At 63.5% G+C, this 17,843-nt stretch carries 16 protein-coding genes; 7 read left to right on the forward strand and 9 right to left on the reverse strand.

The features are described 5' to 3' along the window. The first annotated feature begins 93 nt into the window (after positions 1-93). Positions 94-1,551: an MFS transporter gene (locus FCU66_RS25295; protein WP_136620484.1), complete on the forward strand. Its 1,458-nt coding sequence runs from the start codon at positions 94-96 to the stop codon at positions 1,549-1,551. Positions 1,552-1,736: 185 nt separating this feature from the next. On the opposite strand, the gene FCU66_RS25300 is transcribed toward FCU66_RS25295, so the two are convergent. The 3 genes from FCU66_RS25300 to FCU66_RS25310 form a co-directional block, all read right to left on the reverse strand. Next, positions 1,737-2,234 carry a MaoC family dehydratase gene (locus FCU66_RS25300; protein ID WP_109668731.1) on the reverse strand — a complete coding sequence of 166 codons (498 nt, stop codon included), beginning with the start codon at positions 2,232-2,234 and terminating at the stop codon, positions 1,737-1,739. Positions 2,235-2,426: 192 nt separating this feature from the next. After that, positions 2,427-2,855 (reverse strand): phasin family protein, encoded by a 429-nt coding sequence (locus FCU66_RS25305; RefSeq protein WP_136620485.1) that lies wholly within the window; start codon positions 2,853-2,855, stop codon positions 2,427-2,429. 111 nt (positions 2,856-2,966) lie between these two features. Continuing rightward, on the reverse strand, positions 2,967-4,262 hold the full coding sequence (locus tag FCU66_RS25310; protein WP_136620486.1) for a DUF445 domain-containing protein: 1,296 nt from the start codon (positions 4,260-4,262) through the stop codon (positions 2,967-2,969). Between the two features lie 276 nt (positions 4,263-4,538). Between FCU66_RS25310 and rirA the strand changes: the two genes are divergently transcribed. Further along, complete coding sequence (gene rirA, locus FCU66_RS25315; protein ID WP_136620487.1) at positions 4,539-5,003, forward strand: iron-responsive transcriptional regulator RirA; 465 nt, start codon at positions 4,539-4,541, stop codon at positions 5,001-5,003. A 41-nt stretch (positions 5,004-5,044) separates the two neighbouring features. On the opposite strand, the gene FCU66_RS25320 is transcribed toward rirA, so the two are convergent. From FCU66_RS25320 to hemP, 5 genes are all read right to left on the reverse strand, one after another. Next, the gene (locus tag FCU66_RS25320; RefSeq protein WP_136620488.1) at positions 5,045-5,833 is read right to left on the reverse strand and encodes a heme ABC transporter ATP-binding protein; all 789 of its coding nucleotides are present in this window, start codon (positions 5,831-5,833) and stop codon (positions 5,045-5,047) included. Positions 5,834-5,840: 7 nt separating this feature from the next. Continuing rightward, on the reverse strand, positions 5,841-6,938 hold the full coding sequence (locus FCU66_RS25325; RefSeq protein ID WP_136620489.1) for a FecCD family ABC transporter permease: 1,098 nt from the start codon (positions 6,936-6,938) through the stop codon (positions 5,841-5,843). Between the two features lie 11 nt (positions 6,939-6,949). Then, positions 6,950-7,816 (reverse strand): heme/hemin ABC transporter substrate-binding protein, encoded by an 867-nt coding sequence (locus FCU66_RS25330; protein WP_136620538.1) that lies wholly within the window; start codon positions 7,814-7,816, stop codon positions 6,950-6,952. 71 nt (positions 7,817-7,887) lie between these two features. Further along, positions 7,888-8,949, reverse strand: a complete 1,062-nt coding sequence (locus FCU66_RS25335) for a hemin-degrading factor (RefSeq protein WP_136620490.1) — start codon at positions 8,947-8,949, stop codon at positions 7,888-7,890. Between the two features lie 21 nt (positions 8,950-8,970). Then, positions 8,971-9,177: a hemin uptake protein HemP gene (gene hemP, locus FCU66_RS25340; protein ID WP_136620491.1), complete on the reverse strand. Its 207-nt coding sequence runs from the start codon at positions 9,175-9,177 to the stop codon at positions 8,971-8,973. A gap of 198 nt (positions 9,178-9,375) precedes the next feature. Between hemP and FCU66_RS25345 the strand changes: the two genes are divergently transcribed. The 4 genes from FCU66_RS25345 (at position 9,376) to hmuQ (ending at position 13,513) form a co-directional block, all read left to right on the forward strand. Then, complete coding sequence (locus FCU66_RS25345; RefSeq protein WP_136620492.1) at positions 9,376-11,571, forward strand: TonB-dependent hemoglobin/transferrin/lactoferrin family receptor; 2,196 nt, start codon at positions 9,376-9,378, stop codon at positions 11,569-11,571. Between the two features lie 5 nt (positions 11,572-11,576). Next, positions 11,577-12,020 carry a hypothetical protein gene (locus FCU66_RS25350; protein ID WP_136620493.1) on the forward strand — a complete coding sequence of 148 codons (444 nt, stop codon included), beginning with the start codon at positions 11,577-11,579 and terminating at the stop codon, positions 12,018-12,020. Positions 12,021-12,126: 106 nt separating this feature from the next. Then, the gene (locus tag FCU66_RS25355) at positions 12,127-13,134 is read left to right on the forward strand and encodes an energy transducer TonB family protein (RefSeq protein WP_342778200.1); all 1,008 of its coding nucleotides are present in this window, start codon (positions 12,127-12,129) and stop codon (positions 13,132-13,134) included. A 64-nt stretch (positions 13,135-13,198) separates the two neighbouring features. Next, complete coding sequence (gene hmuQ / locus FCU66_RS25360; RefSeq protein ID WP_027039045.1) at positions 13,199-13,513, forward strand: heme-degrading protein HmuQ; 315 nt, start codon at positions 13,199-13,201, stop codon at positions 13,511-13,513. A 13-nt stretch (positions 13,514-13,526) separates the two neighbouring features. On the opposite strand, the gene putA is transcribed toward hmuQ, so the two are convergent. After that, positions 13,527-17,135: a bifunctional proline dehydrogenase/L-glutamate gamma-semialdehyde dehydrogenase PutA gene (gene putA / locus FCU66_RS25365; protein ID WP_136620494.1), complete on the reverse strand. Its 3,609-nt coding sequence runs from the start codon at positions 17,133-17,135 to the stop codon at positions 13,527-13,529. 163 nt (positions 17,136-17,298) lie between these two features. Here putA and FCU66_RS25370 point away from each other — a divergent pair, with 163 nt between their 5' ends. Beyond that, positions 17,299-17,751, forward strand: a complete 453-nt coding sequence (locus FCU66_RS25370) for an Lrp/AsnC family transcriptional regulator (RefSeq protein WP_056596145.1) — start codon at positions 17,299-17,301, stop codon at positions 17,749-17,751. Positions 17,752-17,843: the final 92 nt, after the last annotated feature.

Genomic DNA, 17,843 nt, shown 5'->3' on the forward strand with positions numbered 1-17,843 from the left:
TATGATGCAAATGCTGCGCCTTCCGCCACATCAGGCAAGGGGTTAGATCTCCGCTAGCTCCGGTACTGGAGCTGATGGAAAGAGGAAATCGCCGTGACAATCGCTGAGCAAAATCGGGATGGGCGCGCATCGGCGCTGCCACAGATGCAATCCGCCCGCTGGGCGCTGGCAAGCCTGTCGCTCGCAACGCTGCTGTCGTCGCTGGGAACCAGCATTGCCAGCGTCGGGCTGCCGTCGCTGATGCAAAATTTCGGCGCGTCGTTCCAATCCGTACAATGGGTCGTTCTGGCCTATCTGCTCGCCATCACCACATTGATCGTCAGCGCCGGACGGCTGGCCGACATGTTCGGGCGCCGGCCGCTGCTGCTTGGCGGCATCGCGCTGTTCACATCGGCATCGGTGCTTTGCGGCCTGGCGCCGACACTCTGGCTGCTGATCGCCGCGCGGGCCGTGCAAGGGCTTGGCGCGGCGCTGATGATGGCGCTGACGCTGGCTTTTGTGGCTGAGACGGTGAGCAAGGAACGGACCGGCAGTGCCATGGGCCTGCTCGGCGCCATGTCCGCGATCGGCACGACACTTGGTCCTTCGCTCGGCGGCCTGTTGATCGCCGGCCTCGGCTGGCGGGCGATCTTCCTCGTCAATGTCCCGCTGGGTGTGCTCACCTTCGCTCTCGCCTGGCGTGCCTTGCCGGCACGCAATAAAACCGCGCAGGTCGACCGAAGCACGTTCGATGTCATGGGCACCGTCCTGCTGGCACTGACACTGGCCGCCTATGCGCTGGCCATGACGCTTGGCAGAGGCAATTTCGGCGCGCTCAACATCAGCCTGCTGGTCGCCGCCGGCATCGGCGTTTTTCTGTTCGCCGCCGCGCAGGCGAGAGTGAAAAACCCGTTGATCCAGCTTGCCAGCTTCCGTGACTACCAGCTGAGCGCCAGTCTCGCCATGAGCCTCGTTGTCGCGACGGTAATGATGGCGACCCTGGTGGTGGCCCCGTTCTACCTGTCGCGCGGGCTCGGGCTGGATGCCGCAATGGTCGGCCTCGTGCTGTCGACCGGGCCGCTCGTCTCGACCCTGTCGGCGCTGGTGGCCGGACGCCTGACCGACCGCTTCGGCGCCCAAAAGATGATGGTCGCCGGCCTGCTCAGCCTCGCGACAGGTACGTTCCTGCTGTCGCTCGCCATGACCAAACTCGGCATTGCCGGCTATGTCGTTCCAATCACCGTCACCTGCATCGGCTACGCGCTGTTCCAGACGTCGAACAATGCAGCCGTCATGACCGGTATCGGCGCCAACCAGCGCGGCGTCGTTTCCGGTCTGCTCAACCTTTCGCGCAATCTCGGCCTCATCACCGGCGCATCGTTGATGGGCGCCATATTTGCCGTCGCATCGGCCGAAGGGCACGTAGGCATTGGTCAGAAGTTTTTGAGTTCCGAGGCCGCCGCCCGGGGAATGCAGGTCACCTTTCAGACGGCAACGGCGCTGGCGCTGGTCGCGCTGTTCCTCGCGCTGCTCTCGGTTCGCGCCGTAGGCCGCACAGCCAGGGTTTCGTGACGCGCCACCTGTTTGGCGGCAGACGATCGAAGCACACCGCTTAGAGACTGTTTCGAAATTCGCTCTGGCGAGTCATATGGTGGTGGTTTCGAGAACCGGAGCGGAGCGGACACTAGGTCCGTGAGCACCGGAAGCGCAGAAAACGCCATCAGATGGCCGCCGGAGTAGAATTTCCAAATAGTCTCTCAGGCGCCTGCCCGCTTGCGGCGCTCATAGAGCATGACCAGCGTTTCTGCCATCAGGGCAGGCTTTTCCTCGCCTTCGATCTCGACCGTGTTGGCCGCTTTCATCAGATACTGGCCAGGCCCCCTGTCCTCCATGGACAGCAGCGTGGTGCGCAACCTGATGCGCGCGCCGACCTTGACCGGCGCCAGGAACCGCACCTTGTCGAAGCCATAATTGAAGGCGGCCTGTGTGTTCTCAGGCACGATGCCCATGCCGAGTGCCAACGCGCCGATGATCGACAGCGTCAGATAGCCGTGCGCGATCGTCGTGCGGAACGGGCTTTGCCGCCGTGCCCTTTCAGGATCGACATGAATCCATTGATGGTCGCCGGTGCATTCGGCGAACTGGTCGATGCGGTTTTGGTCGACCGTCGTCCATTCCGACACACCGAGCTCTTGCCCGGCCATCGTCCTCAACTGGTCGAAGGTCGGCGGCGTTTTAGGCCGTATTTCAGTCATTCCTGGTTTCCCGATCGCTTGCAAAGCCTCCGGACCACAAACTGACGGCCTCTGTCAATTCGCCCTGCGCGAATCCGTTCCGCCGAATCCAGCCGCAATCGCGCCATGCCTCCCAGCGCAACGGCAGGTCAAATCGGGATTTCTCGGCTTTCAGAGCAGCCGGCGGCAACGGGCCGGCCCCGGCCACCTCTGCTACTTCTTCTCGTAACCGGCGCGGATTTCCTCCATCGCCTCCTTGATGCGCGTGCGGAGGATGTCGACCGATTCGGTGCCGGATTTCTTGACCAGTTCAGCCACTTCGCCGGCATTCTTCAACGCGGCCTCGAAGGCCTTTCTGGCAAACTCCGTCTGTTTGGCCATCAATTCCTGCGGATTGCCCGGCGCCCTGTAGCTTTGCGCTATCTCAGTGACCTCGCGCAGCGTGTCCTGCAGCATTTCGCGCTGCCTGGACAACAGCGAGGACGCACCGGCGGCACCGGCTCGTGCCGATTTCTCCAGCGCTTCGAGGTTCTTGCGATGATGGGCGAGGATCGCCTCGACATCGACATTGGGCACCTTCAGGTCGCGGCCGAACCTGCCGAACATGTCCATGAAGGAATCGGATTCCGGTTGTTTTGCCATGCTCGTTTGCTCCCCTTTGCCGCAAATGCGGGCGCCCTCAGCCGCAGAATAGCACTCGCTTGCCGTGTGTCCATTCGGACGCGGTGGAATCAACACCAGTCTGGCCGCGCATCAATTCACGAGGAACAGCCGCTCGGCCACATAGAGCACGACACCGGCGAGCCCGCCGATGATCATGCCGTTGAAGCGGATGTATTGCAGATCCCTGCCGATGTTCATCTCGATCAGCCGCGTCAGCTGCGCAAGGTCCCAGCGCTTGACCTGGTCGGCGATGAATGTCGACACGCCGCTCTTCTGGCTCTCCACGAACGACGCCAGCGCCACCACGAACCCCTGGTTCATGTCGGCCCTGATCTGCGCATCGCTGGCAAGATGCCGCCCGACCTCGACGAACATGTTGGCGAGATGCGCGCGGATAACCGAATTCGGCGCCTTGGCGTCCTGCTCGATGAACTGGCTGAGGCTTGCCCACATGTCGCCGGCCAATCCCTTGACTTCCGGCCGGGCCAGGAAATCGCGCTTCAGCTTCTCCGCGCGCTTGGCATATTGCTTCGATGTCCTGAGCTTTTCGATGAAGCCTTGAGCGAAACGGTCGAACTCGGCACGCATCGGGTGGTCGGGATCGGCCCTCACCTCATCGAGCAGCGAGCCGGCCGAGGCGACGATCTTCTTCAGGAGATAGGCGTCGGCTCTGAATAGGTTGAACAGCGACGGCAGTTCCTCGCGGATCTTCTCGCGCATCGTCGCCAGCGCCTGTTCGTCGTTGAGGAACCGGCCGATCACCTTGGTGAATTCGTCGAACAGTTTCTGGTGGCGGCGATCATCGGTCAGGGCTGAGAGCAGCTCGGCGGCCAGCGGCGCCAGCGGCACCTTCTCGATCTGTTCGAGCATGCGGCTGGTGACGAAGCCGCGCAGGCCGGATTGCTCGACGGCGGCCAGCGTCTGCGGCACCAGCCGCACGACGAAGCGCGACAGGCCGGCGGCGCGTTCGGTATCGGCCAGCCAGTCGGCGACCAGCGCCGAAAAATCGACCTCGGCGAGCTTTTCACGCACCGGTTCGGGCGCCAGGAAGTTGACCTCGATGAAGCGGCCAAGATTGTCGGCGATGCGGTGCTGGTTCTCGGGGATGATGGCGGTGTGCGGGATCGGCAGCCCCAGCGGCCGCCGGAACAGCGCCACCACCGCGTACCAGTCGGCCAACCCGCCGATGGTCGCCGCCTCGGCAAAGGCAGCGACGAAGCCGAGCCACGGATAGGTGTGCTCGAATGATTTGGCGAGCGCAAACACCAGCACGCAAAGCGCCAGCGCCGCCGCCGCGACGAATTTTGTCCGTCGCAACGCGGAAAGCTTGGCATCCGCGTCGGCATCGAAACGAACAGGCGCCAGGGACGAAGCCGATTGTGACATGGGGTGAGCCGCTCCTCGTCGATCTCAGCCTATTTAGTGGTTTGACTGCCAAAATACCCGCGACAGCCGGTTTCGCGCCGAATCTTGCTCGGGCGCGCACACAAAGTTGAGGAGAAAATTCATCTATTGGTCGAAGCTAGTCTGGAATTGTTCCAAGGTATAGGCCATATTCGGACGAGGCCAATGTGGCGAATCCGGAATTTCGGGTCAAAGCCGCATCAGCAAAATTTCCAGATCTGGCGTGGTTGCACCGCACCAGTGCCTTGTGAGGACAAAATGCGGCTTACGCGCCAGACCAACTATGCCATGCGCATCTTGATGTATTGCGCGGCCAATGATGACCGGTTGAGCCGCATCCCCGAGATCGCGGCCGCCTATTCGGTGTCGGAGCTTTTCCTGTTCAAGATCCTGCAGCCGCTTGTCGAGCACGGCCTGGTCCAGACCGTGCGCGGCAGGAATGGCGGCGTCAAGCTTGGCCGGACGGCCGAAACCATCAGCCTGTTCGATGTCGTGCGCGTGACGGAAGAGAGCTTCGCCATGGCCGAATGCTTCGAGAACGATGCCGCTGAATGCCCGCTGGTCGACAGCTGCGCGCTGAATTCGGCGCTACGCGAGGCGCTGAACGCGTTCTTCGCCGTGCTGTCGCGCTACACCATCGCCGATCTGGTGGCGGCGCGCCCGAATGTGCGCAACCTGCTCGGCATCGACATGCTGATGGAGCGCCGCGCCCCGGCTGCCTGAACTTGGCCACGTCGTGGCCTGGCTAGGCCTACTGCAATAACCTAGGCCGCTGACTGGGGCAGCACGAACGGCATGTTGCCTGCCGGTAGCACGCCGACCCTCAGCCGGCAGTCGAACACTTTTTCGATCAGATCATCGCTCAGCACGTCCTGCGGCGACCCCGTGGCGGCCAGCCGGCCGCGATGCATGACGAAGATCCGGTCGGCATACATGGCCGTGAGATTGAGGTCATGCAGGATGGCAACCACGCCGCCGCCCCTTCTGGCAAAGTCGCGGGCAATGTTCATGATGATCAGCTGGTGCTTGATGTCGAGGCTGGAAACCGGCTCATCGAGGAAGAGATAGCGCGGCTTGCCGTCGAGCACAGGTGCCCAGACCTGGCACAGCACGCGCGCAAGCTGGACGCGCTGCTGCTCGCCACCCGAAAGTTCCTGGTAGAAACGTCCGGCAAAGCCGTCGAGATCGACGCGCGCCAGCGCCCGTTCCGGCAGCCGCGCATCCTCGCCCGGCAAGACGCCCGAGCGGCCGCCGACAAGACCAAGCTTGACCACTTCTCGCACCGTGAACGGGAACGACAGCGTCGTCGCCTGCGGCAGCACCGCGCGCTGGACGGCGGTCTCGACCGGCTTCATCGCGCAGAGATCGCGGCCGTTGAGCGCGACACGCCCGGTGTAGGCAAGTTCGCCGGAAAGCGCCTTGAGGAAGGTCGTCTTGCCCGAACCATTGGGGCCGACGATGGCGGCGATCTCGCCGGGGCGCGCGTGGAAATCGACACCGGCGACGATAGGCTTGCCGGCGATATCAACCGAAACGTCCCTTGCCTCGATCATCCAGGCCTCACAGGTCGACTACGCCGCGCTTGCGCAGCAGGATCCAAAGGAAGAACGGCGCCCCGGCAATCGCGGTGACGATGCCGATCGGCAGTTCGGCCGGCGCCACGATGGTGCGCGCGACCGCATCGGCCAGCAGCAGCAGAGAGGCGCCGAGCAGTGCGGACGCCGGCAGCAGGTAGCGATTGTCCGGACCAATCAGCAGACGCAGCAGATGCGGCACCACGATGCCGACAAAGCCGATGCCGCCACTGACGGCAACGGATGCGCCGACCGCCGCCGAGACGCCGACGATGGCGGTGTATTTCAGCCGCTGCACCGGAATGCCGAGATGGCCGGCGGTCGCCTCGCCCAGCGCAAGCGCGTTGAGGCCTCGTGCCAGAAACGGCATCGCCGCCAGCGCCAGCACGATGATCGGCCCGACGGAGGCGATCTTCGCCCAGGTCGCGCCGCCGAGCGATCCGAGTTGCCAGAAGGTCAGGTCGCGCAACTGGCGATCGTCGGCCATGAAGATGAGGATGCCGGTCAGCGCCATGGCGAGCGCCGCCAGTGCGATGCCGGCGAGCAGCATCGTGGCAACCGAGGTTTGCCCCCGCCGCGTCGCGACCTGATAAAGCACCAGCGTCGTGGCGAGCCCGCCACAGAAGGCCGCCAGCGGCAGCGCAAGCGTGCCGAGCAAGGCTGTCACCGGAGCCAATATTGTGGCGCCGAGCACGATGACGGCAACCGCTCCAAGGCTCGACCCGGCCGAAACGCCGATCAGGCCGGGATCGGCCAGCGGATTGCGGAACAGCCCCTGCATGACCGCGCCGGAGACTGCGAGCGCCGCGCCGACCAGCATGCCGAGGATGATGCGCGGCAAGCGGATGTCGTAGACGATCAGGCTGTCGCGGGCGCTCAACGCGGCGTTATCAGGCACTGTGCCGAACAGCCAGCCGCCGATGACGTTGACGGCCGATGCGTCCGACGCCCCCGATGTCAGCGACAGGAAAACGGCAGCCGCGAGCCCCAGGCACAGCAGAAGAATGACGATACGGGCGCGGCCCGACCGGTCGCCTTCGGATGCGCTCGCCGTCACCGGACCGGCGATCGATTGATCGACCATGATCTGCCTGCTCAGTCCGTGACCTGCCCGCCATAAAGCGAGACAGCGAGGTCGTGGATGGCATCGGCGGTGCGTGGCCCGAAGCCGAGCAGATAGCCGCCATCGATGCGGATCAGCTTGCGCGCCGTTCCGGCCGGCGTCGAGGCAACAGACGGATTACCGAACAATTCGTCGTCCGATACCGGAGGCCCGGCATTGCTCATCATCAGGATCACGTCCGGCCTGGCGGTTATGATCGCCTCGTCGGACATTTGCTTGTAACCGGAAAAGCCCTCGACCGCGTTGACGCCGCCAACCAGCTTGACCATGCCGTCGGCGGCGGTCTCACTGCCGGCCGCCAGGATCTTACCGCCCTGTATCGACAGCACGAACAGGATGCGCTTGCGCTCCTTGATCGACGCCGTCTGCCGTTCGGCTGCCGTGAGCTTGGCATCGAGCTCCTTGGCCAGCACCTCGGCCTTGGCATCGACGCCGAGCGCCTTGCCGACGATGCGGACCTTCTCGAGGATGCCTTCGTGGCTATAGTGCTCGGGCACTTCGATGAACGGAACGCTCGTCTTCTTCAAGACATCGACGGCTTCCTTGGGACCGCTGCCATGCAGCGCCAGGATGCCGGTCGGGTCGACCGACAGCACGCCTTCCGGTGACAGCGCGCGCATGTAGCCGACATCAGGCAGCTCAAGCGCTGCCTTTGGGTACCGGCTGGTGGAATCGCGCGCCACCAGATGCTTCTCCTCGCCGAGCGCATAGACGATCTCGGTGATCGAGCCGCCAATGGCGGCAATCTTCGAGGGATCGGCAAACACGGCCGTGCCTTCGGTGGCGCCAGCAGGTTGCAGCGCCACAAAAGCCAGGCAAAGACCGATCGCCGGCCCCATTGCCGATCTTAGAACGGGCGCCAAGCTGAGGACAGGCGCCAGTCTGGAAAAGGAAACCATTTCTATAGTCCTCAGGCTGCGGTGGGGCTTGGAATGCGCGGCAGGTTTTCCGCCAGGAACCGCCAGTCGTCACGCTCGCTTTCGCCTTCATGACGCTTGCCGAAGAACTGGATGATCATCTTGCCGTCGGCGTCATAGACCTCGAGCGAGGTGACATGACCGTCCTTGGTTGGCTTGCGCACGGCCCAGACCTCATGGATATGGTCGGTTCGCAGGTGCAGGTGGAAGGTTTCGTCCAGCACGTTGATCCATGGCCCCATCGGCTTGATGGATTTGATCGGACCGGAATGGATCTGGATGCAGCCGCGGTTGCCCACAAAGCACATGATCGGCATCTCGCCGTCCGCGGCATGATGGAACATGGCCCTGACCGCATCATTGTCGAGCAGCCAGGCATAGTCCTGGCCGACCATGCGCACCGCCTGGCGGCGGCTGAGCTTCAGCGTCTTCAGCATGCCGAAGAACTGGTGCACGTCGGTCAGCCGGCTCCAGCGGTCGCGCAGATCGTCGAGATTGGCGGTCGCTTCGTCGCCATGGATCTCGTCATCGGGGAGCGGCCCTGAAATGTCGGACGTCGGCTCCTGGTTGGACGATTCGAGCGCGGCGACCAGCTTCTGATAGGCATAGAGGCTGGAGGCCGGCCGCAGGTGCACCTTGTGCACGGCCTCGCCTGCCGCGTCGAAGAACTGCAGGCTGCGGCGGATTTCATCGCCATCGCGCTTTTCCACGGCAAAGCCGTGTGCCCACACTTTCGGGAAGATGCGCAGGTCGATGTTTTCGCCAAGCACCATGGCATTGTGGTTGCCGGTGACGACCTTGTCATAGACGCCGATCTTTTCATGCACCGCGCTTTCGTTGCGGGTCAGCGCCATGACCTCGCCGACGGCTTCGAGGCCGGTCAAAAGATCGTTGACGCGCGGCTCGATGCGGACGACGCCGTCGCCGCAATACGCGGCGACCAGCTCGGCTTCCGAAATACCGAGCTGGGCAGCGAGATCACGCTCGCGCGTCTTCGGATTGTCTGTCCGTGCCCGCCGGATTTCATGCGGGGCGGGTTTTACGCGCTGGTCCATGTCTCGTCCCTACTGCTTGTCTTACTTGTTGAGAATGAGCTTGCCCTGGCGGGTGATCTTCAGCCGGTAGAGCGCGCCATGATGCTCGATGCCGATCTCGTGCTCGCCCTGGAATAGGGTGTTGCTGGACAGGGTTCGCACCGACAGCGGAACCCGGTCGAAACGGGCGGAGGCATCGTCGGCGCGGCGGACGCGATAGCGAAAATCGTTGGGATTGTGGGTGTTCATCTGGATCGATCCCTTTCCTGTGCCGGGCGTCTGGCTAGGCGTTGCGTAATCCGATTCATTTCTTGACTTGAATAATCATGTTTATTAGTCAGTGCAATACCGGATTAAATGAGTCAAGATTTAAGACGCCGGACACGATCAAAAATGCCAGCCAGCCCCGGGCCAGCCAGCATGAAACCTGGACTTTGGAGTTGGGGCATGGGGTTGATGACTTGGGAATGGCGCGGCCGGTCGGCGGCGAACGGCGCGGCGGCTTTGCTGGCAGGTGTGGCGGCGATCGCCTTGTCGGCGCAACTGGCCAACGCTCAGCAGGCGGCGGACCAGCAGACAGATCAAACGAAGAAGGCTGACGAAGAAAAGGCGGCACAAGCGGGCGCAACGCTGCTCGACAAGATCCTCGTCATCAGCCGCACCGGCGAGACGGCGATCGAATCGCTCGCGTCGGCCAGCCATGTCGATCAGGAACAGCTCGACCGCCGCATGGCGACAACGCCGAACGAGATGTTGCTCGGCGTGCCCGGTGTCGCCGCGCAAGCCGACGCCAGGCGCGTCAGCACCAGCATCAACATTCGCGGCTTGCAGGATTTCGGTCGTGTCGCGGTCATCGTCGACGGCGCCCGTCAGAATTTCCAGCGTTCCGACCACGGCACCCAGTCGACCTTCTACATCGACCCCGAGCTCGTCAAATCCGTCGACGTGATCCGCGGTCCTGTCGCCAACACCTACGGCTCAGGCGCCATCGGCGGCGTCGTCTTCTTCGACACCAAGGACGCCACAGACTTCCTCAAGCCGGAAGAAACGTGGGGCGCTTCGGTAACGGGACGCTATGAGAGCAACGGCAAGGGTTGGACCACCAGCGCATCCGGCGCCTATCGCTTCAACGAGAACTGGGATGCGCTGGGCAACATCGTCTACCGCAACTATGACGACTACAAGGATGGCGGCGGCGACACGGTCAAGGGCACCGGCTTCGACGTGCTGAGCGGCCTGCTCAAGACCACCATCCGGCCGACCGACAACAGTGAACTGAAGCTCGGCTGGGTCGGCTCAAGCGACGGCTGGAACGAGATCAGCGGCGGCGTGCCGGTCAATGACGTCGACCTGAAGTCGAACACCTTCACGGCCCGCTACAACATCACGGATGAGGACAAGAGCTGGCTCGATCTCCACATCAACACCTCTTACAACAAGACCAATCTCGATCTGACCAGCCTCGTGCCTCTCAACCGGTTTGATCCAACCACCGGCCTTCCCATAGTGCTGCCGGCAGGCTCAACGTCGACCTTCGACATCGGCACGACCAGCATCGACATCTGGAACACGTCCAGATTCGAGACTGCTGCCATCGCGCATGAACTGACCTATGGCGGCGACTGGGTTGGCGACAACGTCAAGACCGGCGGCACCGCCGGTGGCGACAGTTTCTACACGCCGTCGGGCAAGCGCAACGTTTCTGGCGCCTATGTCCAGGACAAGCTCACCTGGGAGTGGCTCGAAGTCATCGCCGGGCTGCGTTACGACAATTACAGCCTCAAGGATGACACACACGAAACATCGGGGGACCGGTTGTCGCCGCGCATCACCGTCGGCGTCTCGCCTTTCGAAAGCGCCAGCCTTGCCGGCCTGCAATTCTACGGCACTTATGCCGAAGGATACCGGTCGCCATCCCTGTCGGAAACACTGATCAGCGGTCGCCATCCGGCGGGCGTCACCTTCCCGTTCCTGCCCAACCCCAATCTGCGGCCGGAAACCGGAAAGACCGTCGAATTCGGTGTGAACTACAAGCAGAACGACATCCTCGAAGCTGGCGATGCGCTGCGCATCAAGGCAGCCTATTTCAACAACGATGTGGACGACTACATCGGTGGTGTCACCCTGTCGCGGTTTGATCCGACCGCCGGTTGCCCGAGCGGACCCGGTATCCCGATATGCTTCCAGTACCAGAACTTTGCCAAGGCCAAGATCGACGGCTTCGAACTGGAGGGCGTCTATGATGCCGGATGGGGCTATGCCGGGCTCTCGGCTTCAATCACCAATGGTCACACCATTTCCTACAAGGGCGTTCGGGCTGACCTGCTGACCATCCCCTCCTCCCAGGTTACCGCGCAGCTCGGGCTGCGCTTCCTCGAGGATAAGCTGACTGTCGGCGGCGAAGTGCAATACAACGGCAAGCCCAGGGGCAATCCGATCGCCGAGGACTACACGCTGGTCAATGCCTTCGCCAGCTACCAGGCCACGGACAATCTGAAGATCGATTTCCGCGCCGACAATCTGTTCGACGTGAAATATGCCAACCCGCTCAATATCAACACGTCAGGCCCAACCCCGGTCTTCGCGGCCTATGAGCCCGGCATCACATTGAAGCTGGCGGCAACCATGCGGTTTGGAGGCTGACGACAATGACGAGCTTGACGACATCCCTTTGTCTGCTGACCTCGACGCTGGCGATGTCGCTTGCGATGGTTCCGGCGTGGGCACAAGAGTCCGCGCCGGTCCCCGCGCTGACCCTCGAACTCAACGGTGCGCAACCTTCCGACAAGGGTTGCCGCCTGACGTTCGTGGTCAACAACAATCTCGGCGCCGACCTGTCCAAGGCTGCGTTCGAGATCGCTTTGTTCAACGAGGCCGGCGTCGTCGAGCGGCTGACCGTGCTCGACTTCAAGGAATTGCCGGCGGGCAAGACCAAGGTGACGCGTTTCGATCTGGCTGGCGCCGAGTGCTCGAAAGTCAGCCGCGTGCTGATCAACAGCGCGACCGAATGCACCGGAACCGGTGTCGAACCGAATGCCTGCGTGCGCAAGCTGAAGACGAACACCAAGACCGGTATCGCTTTCGGCGTCTAAGGTGGGACTGCATCCCGCATTCCAGCAAAATACCGTGGCGCGGCCAATCGCCGGCCACGGCCGACTGCCGCCGCCGGCGAACGATCTTGATTTGACAATTCTGCTCTTGTCGCTGCAGGTCTCGCGGCGAGACATGCAGGATATCAGCCCCCTCCCAGACGCCAGCGCCGAGCTGGCCATAAAACCGACCGAGCCGCTTGCGCTGCCGCGGCCATCGGCCTGGAATCGCAAATGGACGGCAGCGATCGTCGTCTCCTGCCTGCTCCATGCCGCGGTGGCAGCGACTTTTCTGATCTCGCCCTCGGGGACATCCAGTTTCCAGGACGCAATGCAGTCGGAAGGCAGTGATCAGTCGGGCGCCAACGTGGTCGGCAGCGCGCTGGACAAGGACCCTGCGGCCATAAATGTTGCGCTGGTGCCGAACCCGCAACCGACGAAACCAGAGCCGGTAAAGCCAGCCAAGCCGTCGCCGCCAACGGAGCCCTCCCAACCCGCGAAGGAAGCGGCGAAGCCGCCGCTCAAGCCTTTGCCGGAACCTGTCAAACAGCCAGCGGTGACGCCGGACATATTGGTGGCCGGTGCCCCACGCCCCGATGACCAGAGCGTGGCTCCCAAGACCGAAACGCCGGCGCAGCCGACCGTTCAGGCCGGGAGCGCCGAGGCGCCTGTGGTCGTTCCGGAGCAGCCGCCGATACCCAGCGCCAGGCCAACTCCGGCAGTTGCCCCGGCAACTGCAAGCGAACCATATGAGAAGCGCGGCACAGCGGATGGCCAGGAAATCAAGGCGGCAATTGCCAGCAAAGGCAGAAAACAAGCCGATACCGGCAACGCGGCGGCGTCTCGCTATAGCGGCGAGGTGGCCAGCAAATTGGCTCGCGCCAATCGCCGCGTTTCGAAAGCGGCGCAAACGACAGCCCGCAACAACGCTATGGTGGCATTTGTGGTGCTGGCCGACGGAAACATCAGCGACTTGCAACTTGCCAAAAGCTCAGGCTCTCCGGAGCTCGATCAATTCGCGTTGGAGCTGGTGCGAAAACAGGCACCCTTCCCTCCCATTCCGCCGGAGACCGGAATGTCAAGCTGGCGGTTCAAAGCACCAATCGGCCCGTTCTGAGCCTCCATCGCCGCGTTATGCCATCCATCGATCGTCAAAGTTCAAAACCGCTGAAAGGAACCCTATGTACATCGCCATGAACCGCTTCAAGGTGCAGACCGGCTCGGAGAACGACTTCGAAGCCGTGTGGAAAAACCGCGATTCCAGCCTCGCGGAGATGAAGGGTTTTCGGGAATTCCACCTGTTGCGTGGCCCGGTCAACGAGACCGAAGGCTACACGCTGTTTGCGTCGCACACCGTGTGGGCGAGCCATGATGATTTTATCGCCTGGACCAAGTCGGAGAATTTCCGTGCCGCCCATAGAAATGTCGGCACGACGAAAGTCCACTATCTCGGCCACCCCCAGTTCGAGGGGTTTTCGGTCGTCGAAGGCGCGTAGATACTGGCCGGGGTCAAGCTCCAGCCAGCAGGCTCGCATTGCCGCCCGCGGCGGTGGTGTCGACACAGACAGCCCGTTCATGTGCATAGGCGGCCGGATTCAGCACCTCGCTGACCAGCGGCACGATCGGGCCCGTGCGATCAGCGATGACCTTGCGCACGATGCGCGCGGCCTCGGGCGTGCCCGAAAAAGCGACGACATCGACGCGCAGCGAGCGCGCTTCGACCGGATCCGGCCGCCCGTCGATTGCGGCAAGCGGCAGGCCCTTGCCGGTCAATGCGGAAAGGGCTGCCGGTGCGCCGGGCGCCACCGCCAGCACCGCATTGCCGGCGGCGAGCGCCTGGATGGTCTGCGCGAGCAGCGTGTCGCCATCAGGACCGAGGCACAGCACCCGTCCGCGTGGCGACAGCGAGAGCGTGTTGGCCTCGCCGGTCGGCCCGGGCAGGTCGACCTGGCCGAAGTCGATCCCGGCGGCGGCACCTATGGCCGCGGCACCCTTGCCGCGCAGATGCTTCCTCAGAATGGCGATCCGGTCGGGCCGCGTCGACCAGCCGCCAAGCGTGGGATCGGGCAGATTGTCGGCAAGTTCGGTCGCCGTCACCTTATGGCCATCCTGCAAATGGGTGCCGGCCTCCGGCCCCTTGCGGAAGCGCCTGAGATAGTGCGGACCGCCGGCCTTCGGACCGGTGCCGGAAAGCCCCTCGCCGCCAAACGGCTGCGAACCGACGACGGCGCCGATCTGGTTGCGGTTGACATAGATGTTGCCGGCATGGATGCCGTCGACGAAATGCTGCACCCGGCCCTCGATGCGGGTGTGCAGGCCAAAGGTCAGGCCATAGCCCTTGCGGTTGATGGCAGCGATGACCGCATCGATCTCGTCGGCGTCGAAGGTAGCGACATGCAGCACCGGCCCGAACACTTCGCGCTCCATGTCTTCGATACCCTTGACCCGGAAGACGTGCGGAGCGACGAAGCGGCCTTCCTTCGGCGCCTCGAGCTTGGCGATCAGCCTGCCCTGCAGACCCATTTTCGTGCAGTAGTCGCGGATCGAGCTTTGCGCCTCGTCGTCGATAACCGGGCCGACATCCGTCGAAATCCGCCAGGGATCACCGATGCTGAGCGCTTCCATGGCGCCCTTCAGCATCTCCAGCATCTTCTTCTCGACGTCCTTCTGCACGTAGAGCACGCGCAGCGCCGAGCAGCGCTGACCGGCACTCTGGAAGGCCGAGGCCAGGATGTCGCGCACCGCCTGTTCGGGCAGCGCGGTGGAATCGACGATCATGGCGTTGAGGCCGCCGGTCTCGGCGATCAGCATGGCATCGGGCGCGGCGGTCTCGGCCAGTTGTTTCTCGATCAGCTTGGCGACCTCGGTCGAGCCGGTGAAGCAGACGCCGGCAATGCGCGGATCGGCGGTGAGCGGCCCGCCGACCGACGGGCCGTCGCCGGGCAGAAGCTGGATGACGTCTTCCGGCACGCCGGCCTCGCGCAGCAGTTCGACGGCGCGAAAGGCGATCAGCGGCGTCTGCTCGGCCGGCTTGGCGATAACCGAATTGCCGGTGACCAGCGCCGCGGCGATCTGGCCGGTGAAGATGGCGAGCGGGAAATTCCACGGCGAAATGCAAACGATGGCGCCGCGCGCTTGCGTGCCCGCCTCCGCATTGGCCGCCTCAGTGGCGTAGTAGCGAAGGAAGTCGACGGCCTCGCGCACTTCGGCGACGCCGTCGGCCAGCGATTTGCCGGCTTCCCGGGTGGCGAGTGCAAAGAACTCGACGGCATTCGCCTCATAGAGATCGGCGGCGCGGTTGAGGATGGCCGCGCGCTCGGCCACGGGACGCTTCGCCCAGGCAGGTTGCGCTTCCACCGCGATGCGCACGGCGGTCGCCACTTGCTTGGCGGTAGCCTCGCTGACCGTGCCGACCACCTCGGAAGGCTTTGCCGGGTTGACGATCGGACGCTGCTTGCCGTAGCCGGCGGCACGGGTGATCGGCTTGGCATGCCAACGATCCGGCCCGGCGAAGGCAGCCTTGGCCTTATCGATCGCCGCCAGCGTCACCGTGTCGGTGATATCAAAACCCTTCGAGTTGCGACGGCCGGCGCCAAAAATCTGGGAAGGCCGGGCGATCGCCGGATTGGCGGCCGGACCCTGGCTTTCGACCGTTTCGAGCGGATCACGCGCAATGTCCTCCGGCTCGACGTCCTCGTCGGTCAGCTGGTGCACGAAGGAGGAATTGGCGCCATTCTCCAGCAGCCGGCGGACCAGATAGGCCAGCAGATCGGAATGCGCACCGACCGGTGCATAGATGCGGCAGCGCGTGCCTTCGGACCGTCGCACCGTCTCGTGCAGCGCCTCGCCCATGCCGTGCAGGCGCTGGAACTCGAAGGAATCGCGATTCTCCGTCATCGACAGGATGGCGGCGACGGTGTGGGCGTTGTGGGTGGCGAATTGCGGATAGATGCGGTCGGTCATCGACAGCAGCTTCTTCGCGCAAGCCATGTAGGAAACGTCGGTGTTGGTCTTGCGGGTGAAGACGGGATAGCCTGACAGTCCGAGCGTCTGCGCCCGCTTGATCTCGGTGTCCCAATAGGCCCCCTTGACCAGCCGCACCATGATGTTGCGGTCGTATTTCTTCGCCAGCGCGTAGAGCCAGTCGATGGCGAAGGCCGCGCGTGGCCCATACGCTTGCACCACCACACCAAACCCGTTCCAGCCGGCGAGTTCCGGCTCGGCCAGCACCCGCTCGATGACGTCGAGCGACAGATCGAGGCGGTCGGCCTCCTCGGCGTCGATGTTGAGGCCCATGCGCGAATGGCGCGCGGCCAGTGCCAGCGACAGCAGCCGCTCGGCCATGACCGGCAGCATTTCATCCCTCTGCGCCACCTCGTAGCGCGGATGCAGCGCCGAAAGCTTGACCGAGATGCCGTGGTTCTGCCGGATATCAGGACCATTGGAACCGGCATCCAGCGAGGAAATCGCGTCGGCATAGGCCTTGTGGTAGCGCAAGGCGTCGGCCTCGGTGCGGGCCGCCTCGCCCAGCATGTCGAAGGAATAGAGATAGCCTTTCTGCGTCATCGGCCGGCCGCGCTTGACGGCTTCGGCGATGGTGCGGCCGAGCACGAACTGCTCGCCCATCTCGCGCATGGCGGCGGCTACCGCCTTGCGGATGACCAGCTCGCCCAGCCGCCGCACCATAGAACGCAGCGTGCCCTCGATGCCGCCCTCGCCCTCATCGAGGACGCGGCCGGTCAGCATCAGCGCCCATGTCGAGGCGTTGACGAAGATGGAGCTCGAACCGCCCGAATGCGCCGACCAGTCATGCGGCGCGATCTTGTCGGCGATGAGGTCATCCATGGTCTCGGTGTCGGGCACGCGCAACAGCGCCTCGGCCAGGCACATCAGCGCCACGCCTTCCTTGGTGGAAAGACCGTAGGCGGAGAGGAAGACTTCCATCAGGCGAGGATCCGACGAGCCGCGCACCGCCCGCACCAGATCGGCGGCCCGGGCCGAGATCGCCTTGCGGTCTTTCACTGAAAGGCCCGTCGCCTCGGCCAGCCGCTTCACGGCCTCGTCTTCATCGGGCAGGTAATTGGCGCGGATCTGCTGGCGGATGGTATCGAGCGGCATGGCGGTCCTGCGGAGCGAGCATCAGGGAGCGGGCCGGCGGGCACCGGACCGAATGGCGCAAGCTAGCACAAATGCGAAATTTCGGCCGGTCCAAAGAAATCGACATTGCAGGTCATTCAATCTATCCTGGTGGCCTGAAATTGACATATGGACTGCGCTTTCGATGACAGAAGACCAATTGGACCGCATCGACAGGAATATCCTCGCAGCGCTGGCAAGCGATGGCCGGCTTTCCATGTCCGAACTGGCGGCGAAGGTCGGCTTGTCGAAGACGCCGGTGCAGGCGCGGGTGAAGCGGCTGGAGAAGGACGGCTACATCAGGGGCTACCAGGCGATCATCGACCGCGAGCGCATGGGCGAAGGCCATGTCGCTTTCGTCCAGGTGAAATTGTCCGACACCCGATCCGCAGCACTCGACGCCTTCAACCGGTCCGTACAGGCCGTGCCGGAGATCGAGCAGTGCCACATGATGGCTTCGAGCTTCGATTATTTGCTGAAGGTCCGCACCCGGGATATCGCCGCCTATCGCCGCGTCCTGGGCGAGCGCATCTCGGCCCTGCCCCATGTCGCCCAGACCTCGACCTTCGTGGCGATGGAGACGGTCAAGGATAGATAGACCTTTTTGCAGGTTTGCGCTGCCCCTCATCCGCCTGCCGGCACCTTCTCCCGTATAGTGACGGGGAGAAGGGAGCTTGCCCAAACGCCGGC

Source organism: Mesorhizobium norvegicum, assembly GCF_004919685.1.
Classification (GTDB): domain Bacteria; phylum Pseudomonadota; class Alphaproteobacteria; order Rhizobiales; family Rhizobiaceae; genus Mesorhizobium; species Mesorhizobium norvegicum.